This is a genomic window from Nocardia pseudovaccinii NBRC 100343 (assembly GCF_001613225.1).
In the GTDB taxonomy this organism is placed as follows: Bacteria; Actinomycetota; Actinomycetes; order Mycobacteriales; family Mycobacteriaceae; genus Nocardia; species Nocardia pseudovaccinii.
This window is the reverse complement of the sequence record NZ_BDBY01000395.1, coordinates 1-7433: the sequence shown is the minus strand read 5'-3', so window position 1 is coordinate 7433 and position 7433 is coordinate 1. Positions and strand designations below refer to the sequence as shown.

The following is a 7433-nucleotide window of genomic DNA, read 5'->3' as shown; positions in this document are numbered from 1 at the left end:
CACGGCAACTTCTCGTGGCCACCCTCGGCGGGCTGGTCGACGTGCTGTTTCTTGGCGGGCTTGGCATTGCTCAGCAGCGGGGCGGAGACGACCTTTTTCTGTGGCTTCGGATTCTTGGGCTTCTTGCCGACAGGCGCGGACATCGCGGCCGACGATGTGCGGCGCGACGGATTGCCTTGCTGCGCAGCGCCTCCCGGCGCATAGCCGCGCGAACCGGCGGTACGCGGGGCCGAGCTGTCTTGTGTCCCAGCGCGATAGCCGTCGCCGCGCGAACCACGATGATCGGAGCCGCCCTGCGACGAACCGCGATAACCCGCCCCACCCTGCGACGAACCACGGTAGCCCGAGCCGCCTTGTGCGGAACCGCGATAACCGCTGTCCCCCTGGGCGGAACCGCGATAGCCACCACCCTGCGACGTGCCACGTCGATCTGATCCGCGCTCAGCGGAACCGCGATAGCCACTGTCGCCGTGCGACGAACCGCGATAGCCGCTGTCGCCCTGTGCGGTGCCGCGGTAGCCACCACGCGAGGAGCCACGCTGATCGCCCTGCGACGAACCGCGGTACCCACGCTCGCCGCCTTCTGAGCTCCCCCGATAACCCCCTTGCGAGGAGCCGCGCTCGGAACCGCCCCCCGCGGCCCCACGCTGCGTACTTCCCCGTTGCGCCGAACGCATATCGCGTGCGTTTCGGCCTGCGCCGCCCCTGGTGGGCTGGTCGCTTCTGTTCCTACGATCCGGTGTGCCATCTCGGCGAGCGGGCGTATTCATGTTGTCCTGTCAGTCTTCTTCGGTACCGAGATCCAAATCGGTCTCGGCGGATTTCTTCAACCTGGTGTAACGGGGGTCCGTGTCCAGGCTCTCGTTGATCTCGTCGATCAGGTCGACGCCCGGCAGCAGGGGCGCCAGTGGCGGTAGATCGGACAGCGATGCGAGTCCGATCCGCTCCAGGAACAGTTCGGTCGTGCAGTACTGCGTGCCGTTCGTATCCGGGTCGACCCCGGCCTCGGCGATCAATCCGCGAGCCAGCAGGGTTCGCATCACACCGTCGACGTTCACGCCGCGCACCGCGCTGACCCTGGTCCGGGTCACCGGTTGGCGGTATGCCACCACCGCCAATGTTTCCAGAGCGGCCCTGGTCAATTTCGACCGGGCACCGTCGAGCAGCATCCGTTCCACATACGGCGCGTACTCGCTGCGAGTATAGAAGCGCCACCCGTCACCCACGAAACGCAGATCGATGCCACTGGCCCGCGCGGACAGTTCCGCGGCCATTTCGTGCAGCGCCCGCTCCACCCGCGCCGGTTTGTCCTGCAACGCGTCGGCCAGCAGTTCTACCGGGGCCGGAGCGTCCACAATGAGCAGCATCGCCTCCAACGCCGACCGGAATTCATCGTCATCCAGCGGTTCGGGCGTGAACTCCGCCACTTCGTCGTCGGAACCGGCGCCGACATCTTTTTTGTTCTTCGTCGCACGTGCCGTCTTCGTCGCACTTACAGAAGCTCGGGCCTCGTCCCTACCGCTTCCCAGCCGCGTCTCACTCGGTCCGCCAGCAACGCCGTCGCCATCCTCCATGCTCGGCGCTACCTGCTCGCTGACGCTCGGCTCGGCCGTGCCGGAGGAATCGCCGTCGACGATCGGACTGCCTACGGCCTCGGTCGCACCGGCCGAAGCCGCGGGCTCCTCGCCTCCACCGCTCGTCGGCGTCGTATCAGTGCGCCCCGCGACGCCTTCGACTCCACCCGATGCCTGCCCGCTGAGGCTCGGCTCGCCCGCGCTCGAGGAATCCGGTTCGACAATTCGACTGCTTACAGCCGCCGCTCCCCTGCCGCTCGAGGTCACCGCATCCCCGGCATCGTCACCGCTCGAATTCGCCGCAATGCCGTCGGATCCGGGCGCGCTCGCATCCGCAGCGTCTTCGATGAACTCATCGCGCCCACTCGACGCCACCTTGCCGACGCTCGATCCTGCGGCGCTCGCACCCGATACGACACCGCCACTCGAACTCAGGACCGCACTACCGTCGGGTCCTGGCGCGCTCGCATCCGCAGCGTCTTCGATGAACTCATCGCGCCCACTCGACGCCACCTTGCCGACGCTCGATCCTGCGGCGCTCGCACCCGATACGACACCGTCGCTCGAACTCAGCGCCGCACTACCGTCGGGTCCTGGCGCGCTCGCATCCGCGGCGTCTTCGATGCGCTCATCACTCGACGATGGCGCCTCGTCGCCCGATTCCACCGCGCTCGCGCCCGATGCATCGCCGCTCCGCGCGACCACTGCGCGATCACCACCGTCGACCTGCTCGCCCACCACCCCGGTGTCGTGCTCGACGGGTGTCGCATCGTCGGTGCGCTCACTCACCCGTAGTCCTCCTCGATGGTCACGGTGTCGGCGGTCTCGTCCTTGGGGTCGCCGGTCCAGCTGATCGAGAGCGGGCCGAGCGGGTCGGGTTGGTCGAACTCGATCGTCTTGCCCCGGTACAGCTCGAGCAGGGCGAGGAAGCGGGCGACGATCTGGATCGGCACATCACAGTCGGCGACCAGTTCGCCGAAGGTCGTCCAGCCGCCCGGTCCGCGCAGTTTGAGCTGTTCGAGCACGAGCGCGGCCTGTTCGGCGACCGAGAAGGCGTGCTGGTGCAGGTGGTCGAGTCCGACCCGCGGCGCCGGGCGAGGCCGGAAGGCCGTCGCGGCGATCGCGGCGAACTGGTTTGCGTCAACTCCCAGCTTAACCTCGGGCAGCAGGTCGGCGTAGCGCTCCTCCAGCCCGACCGCGCGCGGGTAGCGCCGCAACGCGACCGCCTCCAGTTCCCCGAGCAGTTCGGCGACCTGTTTGAACGCGCGGTACTGCAGCAGCCGGGCGAAGAGTAGATCGCGTGCCTCGAGCAGTTCGAGATCCTCGGCGTCGGTCACCTCGCCGGACGGAAGCAATCGCGCCGCCTTGAGGTCCAGCAATGTCGCCGCGACGACAAGGAATTCGGTGGTCTGATCCAGGATCTTGTCCGCACGCAATGCCTGCTGCCCGATGCTGGCGGTCAACGCCTTTGTGTAGACAATGAATTCGTCGGTCACCTGATGCAACGCGACCTCGGTGACATCGAGCTTGCGCGAACTGATCAGATTCAGCAGCAGATCGAACGGCCCTTGGAAGTTGCTCAGCCGCAGCTGGAACCCGGAGGTCTGGGCCGTCGGCTCGCTCTCGCCGCCAGGTCCACTGGACCGATCATCCGCGGCCGAGTCGTTCGCAGCCGACGCGGCACGCCCGGCATCGGAGTCCCGATCGACGAACTCATCAGACTCCGAGCCGAGCGTATCCGTGTTCGTCGATGGCGCCGGTTCCGTACCGCCGATCACCGGCCGGACCGGTGGATGACTTCCCGCGCCATCGCCCGATATGCTTCGGCCCCACTGGATTTCGGTGCCCACGTGGTGATGGGTTCACCCGCGACGCTGGCGTCGGGAAAACGTACGGTGCGCGCGATCGCCGTGTCGTACACCAGGTCGCCGAACACTTCGACGACGCGCGCCATGACCTGACGCGAATGTAGTAGCCGCGCATCGAACATGGTCACAACGATGCCGTACAGGCTCAGGCGCTGGTTCAAGCGGTCCCGCACCTTCTCTACGGTGTCGTTGAGCAAGGCAAGTCCGCGCAGCGAAAAGTATTCGCACTCCATCGGAATGATCACGCCATCGGAACAGGCCAGCGCATTCACCGTGAGCAGGCCGAGCGACGGCTGGCAGTCGATGAGGATGTAGTCGTAGCGATCGCGCACCGATTCCAGTGCGCGGCCCAGTGTCTGCTCCCGGCCGACCTCATTGACCAGCTGGATCTCCGCGGCGGACAGATCGATATTGCTCGGCAGCAGGTCCAGATTCTCGACGCGGGTCTCCATCAGGACATCGTCGATCGAGACCTTGGATCCGATGAGCAGGTTGTGCACGGTCAGATCGAGATCGTGGTGGGCCACACCCAATCCCGCCGACAGCGCACCCTGCGGATCCAGGTCGACCAGCAACACCCGCCGACCGAACTCCGCGAGCGCGGCGCCCAGGTTGATGGTCGAGGTGGTCTTGCCGACGCCCCCCTTCTGATTGCACATCGCGACGATCAGCGCATCACCGTGGTTTTCGACCGGCGGCGGGTCGGGCACGACACGCAGCGGGCGCCCGGTCGGCCCGAGCGTCGCATCGTCGGGGACCGGGTCGGCGCCGTCGCCCCACAGCGTTTCCGCCGCAGCGGCCGAGTACGGACCCGTCCGGGGACCCGTAAGCGGCTGCGCCCCAGCACTCATCGGCGGCTCTGCCGCACCGGCTGTCGTCACGATCCGCTGCTCCTTATACGTTCCTGCCCGTTGCCTTCGCCCGACTCCGGCATCTTCTGCCCGAGCGTAGCGAGGCCGATCAGGCCCGACCTCGCTTTCGTACGGTCCAGCTCTCGATAGACGCTACCGCTTGACAGCGCAAGACCCACGCTCGGACACGCGACACCCACGTTTACCTGCGCAGGCGTCCACTCCCCTAGCGCCAATCGGGTCCGCCGTCGAAATGGACGTCGAACCGATCGTGGAGCTCATCCATGCTGTCCCAATCCGCCTCACCCCGAGCGATACGACCGAGCTGCCGGAAGTACTCGAAACGGACGATACCCGGTGTGAGTACCGCGAAGAACTCGGCGGGACCGTCCGCGGACGCCCCGAAGGCATGGACAGTACCCGGCGGAATCACCACCAGACCACCCTTCGCGACCGCATGCCGTTCGCCGTCGACGAGGAATTCCATAGTCCCGTCCAGGACATAGAAGATTTCCGTTGACTTCGTGTGATGGTGCGGCCTGGTCCCATCCGCGCCAGCCCGCAGGACGAGCCGATTCGCTCCGAACAACCCATCGGTCTTCTCGCTGTCCTCGAGCAACTGGAACGATCCGCCGCCGGGCAGCGCAACCGCCTCGACATCGCGCTCCTGAACGATGAAAGCCTTTGCCATCCAACTCACCTCACGTCGTTATGCCGAGACCACCCGATCCCGGCATAACGACACAACCGGACCACGGTCCCAATCCTTCCGGAGTGCAGCGGGTCAGCGGGCGCGGGGGTGAGCGGTTGCCCAAACCTCGCGAAGCGTGTTCACAGTGACCAAGGTGTAGATCTGCGTAGTCGTCACCGACGCATGTCCCAGAAGTTCCTGGACCACACGCACATCCGCACCCCCGTCGAGCAAATGCGTTGCGAAGGAATGACGCAGCGTATGCGGCGAAACCGTGGCCCCGATGCCCGCCCGCTCGGCGGCGGTCTGCAAAACCTGCCAGGCACTCTGCCGCGACAACCGACCACCGCGAGCATTCAGAAACAGCGCGCCCGCAGTGCCTTTGCCGTTCGCGGCGAGCACCGGCCTCCCCCGCACCAGATAGGCGTCGACAGCTGCCAGCGCGGGCCTGCCGATCGGAACCATGCGCTGCTTGCCGCCCTTGCCGTGCAACACAACAGCGCGTTCCTCGGTATCGAGATCATCCACATCGAGCCCGACCATCTCCGAAATCCGCGCCCCGGTCGAATACAGCAGCTCGAGCAGCGCCCGATCGCGCAATCCGCGCGGCCCGCCGTCGGTTCCGACCCCATTCGCGTCATCGATCGGCCCGCCACCAGCCGCCTCCAGCAGCCGCAATACCTCGTCGTACGGCAGCGCTTTCGGCAATCGACGTCCCGGTGTCGGCGGCTTCACCGCATGCGCGACATCGGTACTCGTCATACCCTCCGCCGCGGCGAAGCGATGCAGCCCGCGCACCGCGATCAAGGCACGAGCGACCGAACTCGCGGCCAGCGGCGGGTGTGTCTCCCCACCTGCCCGCAGCACTATCGTGAACTCCGCGACATCGGATTCGGAGACCTGCTCGAGTGCCGTAACCCCGCGCCCGGTCAGGAAATCCCGATACCGGTCGAGATCGCGACGGTACGCACCGAGGGTGTTGCGGGCGGCGCCGCGCTCGACCGCAAGATGATCGAGGTAGGCGTCCACCTCCCGCGCGAGCACCGCCCGGACCCGTCAGTCTTCGGACTGCCGCTGCGCCTTGCGACGCAGGAATGCGGTGGGCTGTCCCGGCCACGGCGCGTCGGCCGGGCGCAACTGCACCCCGCCCGCCCTGGCGGCCGCGAGCGCGAGCAGACCGGCGACGGCCGTGGCATTGACGATCTCACCGGCCAATGCGGCCCGCACGGCCTCGTCCACCGGCAGGCGAACCAATTCCAGGTCCGCCTCCTCCAATTCCGGCTCCGGCCGGTCGGTTTCGTACAGACCCCGCGCGGCATACACCCGCAGCGCCTCATCGGTGAATCCGGGCGACAGCGCGACATCCACCAAAACCGACCATTCCCTGGCGGCCAGTCCGGTCTCCTCCGCCAATTCGCGCTTGGCCGCTGCCAGCGGATCCTCGCCGGGCACATCGAGCAGTCCGGCGGGCAGCTCGAGCAGCCGCCGACCGATCGGATGCCGATACTGCCTGATCAGTACCACATTGTCGGCATCATCAATGGCCGCGACCGCAACCGCCGCATGATGTTCGATCACCTCGCGTTCGACGACGCGTCCGCCCGGCATTGCCACCTGGTCGAGCCGCAAGGCGAGGATGGCACCGCTGTACAAGGTCTTGCTCGCCACTGTCTCGAAGTCGTGGCTGCCCGGCTGGGCTCCCCCGTTATCACTCATCTACGACGCCTGATCTGCGTTCGCGAACTCTTCGTCCGGGATATCGACCGGAAGCCGCTCGGCCAGTTTATATTTCAGCGCCGCCGCGATCAGCGCCGCGAACAGTGGATGCGGGCGAGTCGGGCGGCTCTTGAGCTCCGGATGCGCCTGGGTGGCCACGAAGAACGGATGCTTATCCGCAGGCAGCTCGACGAATTCGACCAGATGTCCGTCGGGGGAGGTACCGCTGAATTTCAAACCGCTGGCGGCGATCTTGTCGCGGTAGGCGTTGTTCACCTCGTAGCGATGCCGGTGCCGCTCGGAGACCTGGTCGGTGCCGTAGGCCTGCGCGACCACCGAACCCTTCTGCAGCGTCGCCGGGTACGCGCCGAGGCGCATGGTGCCGCCGAGATCGGCCTCACCGGCCACGATCTCCTTCTGATCGGCCATGGTGGAAATCACCGGATGCGGTGTATCCGGCTCGAATTCGGCCGAATTCGCTTCGGCCAGACCGACCGAGCGCGCGGCTTCGATGACCACACACTGCAAGCCCAGGCACAGACCGAGCAGCGGAAGCCCCCTGGTCCGCGCATATTTGATGGCGCCGACCTTGCCCTCGATGCCACGGATACCGAACCCACCCGGAATCAGCACCGCGTCCGCATCGCGCAGCGCGGCCTGCGCACCCGCCGGAGTCTCGCACTCATCCGACTGCACCCAGCGGATATTCACCTTGGCCCGCGAAGCGAATCCG

7 protein-coding genes are annotated in these 7433 nt (G+C 66.6%); all 7 read right to left on the bottom strand.

Annotated elements, in window-relative coordinates; translation table 11 throughout:
• Nucleotides 1–779: 779 nt before the first annotated feature.
• Nucleotides 780–1427 carry an SMC-Scp complex subunit ScpB gene (gene scpB, locus NP3_RS42595; protein WP_063047374.1) on the bottom strand — a complete coding sequence of 216 codons (648 nt, stop codon included), beginning with the start codon at nucleotides 1425–1427 and terminating at the stop codon, nucleotides 780–782.
• A 932-nt stretch (nucleotides 1428–2359) separates the two neighbouring features.
• On the bottom strand, nucleotides 2360–3163 hold the full coding sequence (locus tag NP3_RS42590) for a segregation and condensation protein A (protein WP_063047373.1): 804 nt from the start codon (nucleotides 3161–3163) through the stop codon (nucleotides 2360–2362).
• Nucleotides 3164–3348: 185 nt separating this feature from the next.
• Nucleotides 3349–4293, bottom strand: a complete 945-nt coding sequence (locus NP3_RS42585) for a ParA family protein (RefSeq protein WP_063047372.1) — start codon at nucleotides 4291–4293, stop codon at nucleotides 3349–3351.
• A gap of 226 nt (nucleotides 4294–4519) precedes the next feature.
• Nucleotides 4520–4984: a cupin domain-containing protein gene (locus tag NP3_RS42580; RefSeq protein WP_063047371.1), complete on the bottom strand. Its 465-nt coding sequence runs from the start codon at nucleotides 4982–4984 to the stop codon at nucleotides 4520–4522.
• A 93-nt stretch (nucleotides 4985–5077) separates the two neighbouring features.
• Complete coding sequence (gene xerD / locus NP3_RS42575; RefSeq protein ID WP_063047370.1) at nucleotides 5078–6028, bottom strand: site-specific tyrosine recombinase XerD; 951 nt, start codon at nucleotides 6026–6028, stop codon at nucleotides 5078–5080.
• Nucleotides 6029–6040: 12 nt separating this feature from the next.
• Nucleotides 6041–6700 carry an NUDIX domain-containing protein gene (locus tag NP3_RS42570; RefSeq protein ID WP_063047369.1) on the bottom strand — a complete coding sequence of 220 codons (660 nt, stop codon included), beginning with the start codon at nucleotides 6698–6700 and terminating at the stop codon, nucleotides 6041–6043.
• Nucleotides 6701–7433, bottom strand: a 733-nt coding sequence (locus tag NP3_RS42565) for a glutamine amidotransferase-related protein (RefSeq protein WP_169814678.1), incomplete at its 5' end; no start/stop codon positions are given.

Bases quoted from the DNA above. Each gene is read 5' to 3' on its own strand.
- NP3_RS42570 (WP_063047369.1), bottom strand. From the start codon at position 6,700: ATGAGTGATAACGGGGGAGCCCAGCCGGGCAGCCACGACTTCGAGACA.
- NP3_RS42585 (WP_063047372.1), bottom strand. From the start codon at position 4,293: ATGAGTGCTGGGGCGCAGCCGCTTACGGGTCCCCGGACGGGTCCGTAC.
- NP3_RS42580 (WP_063047371.1), bottom strand. From the start codon at position 4,984: ATGGCAAAGGCTTTCATCGTTCAGGAGCGCGATGTCGAGGCGGTTGCG.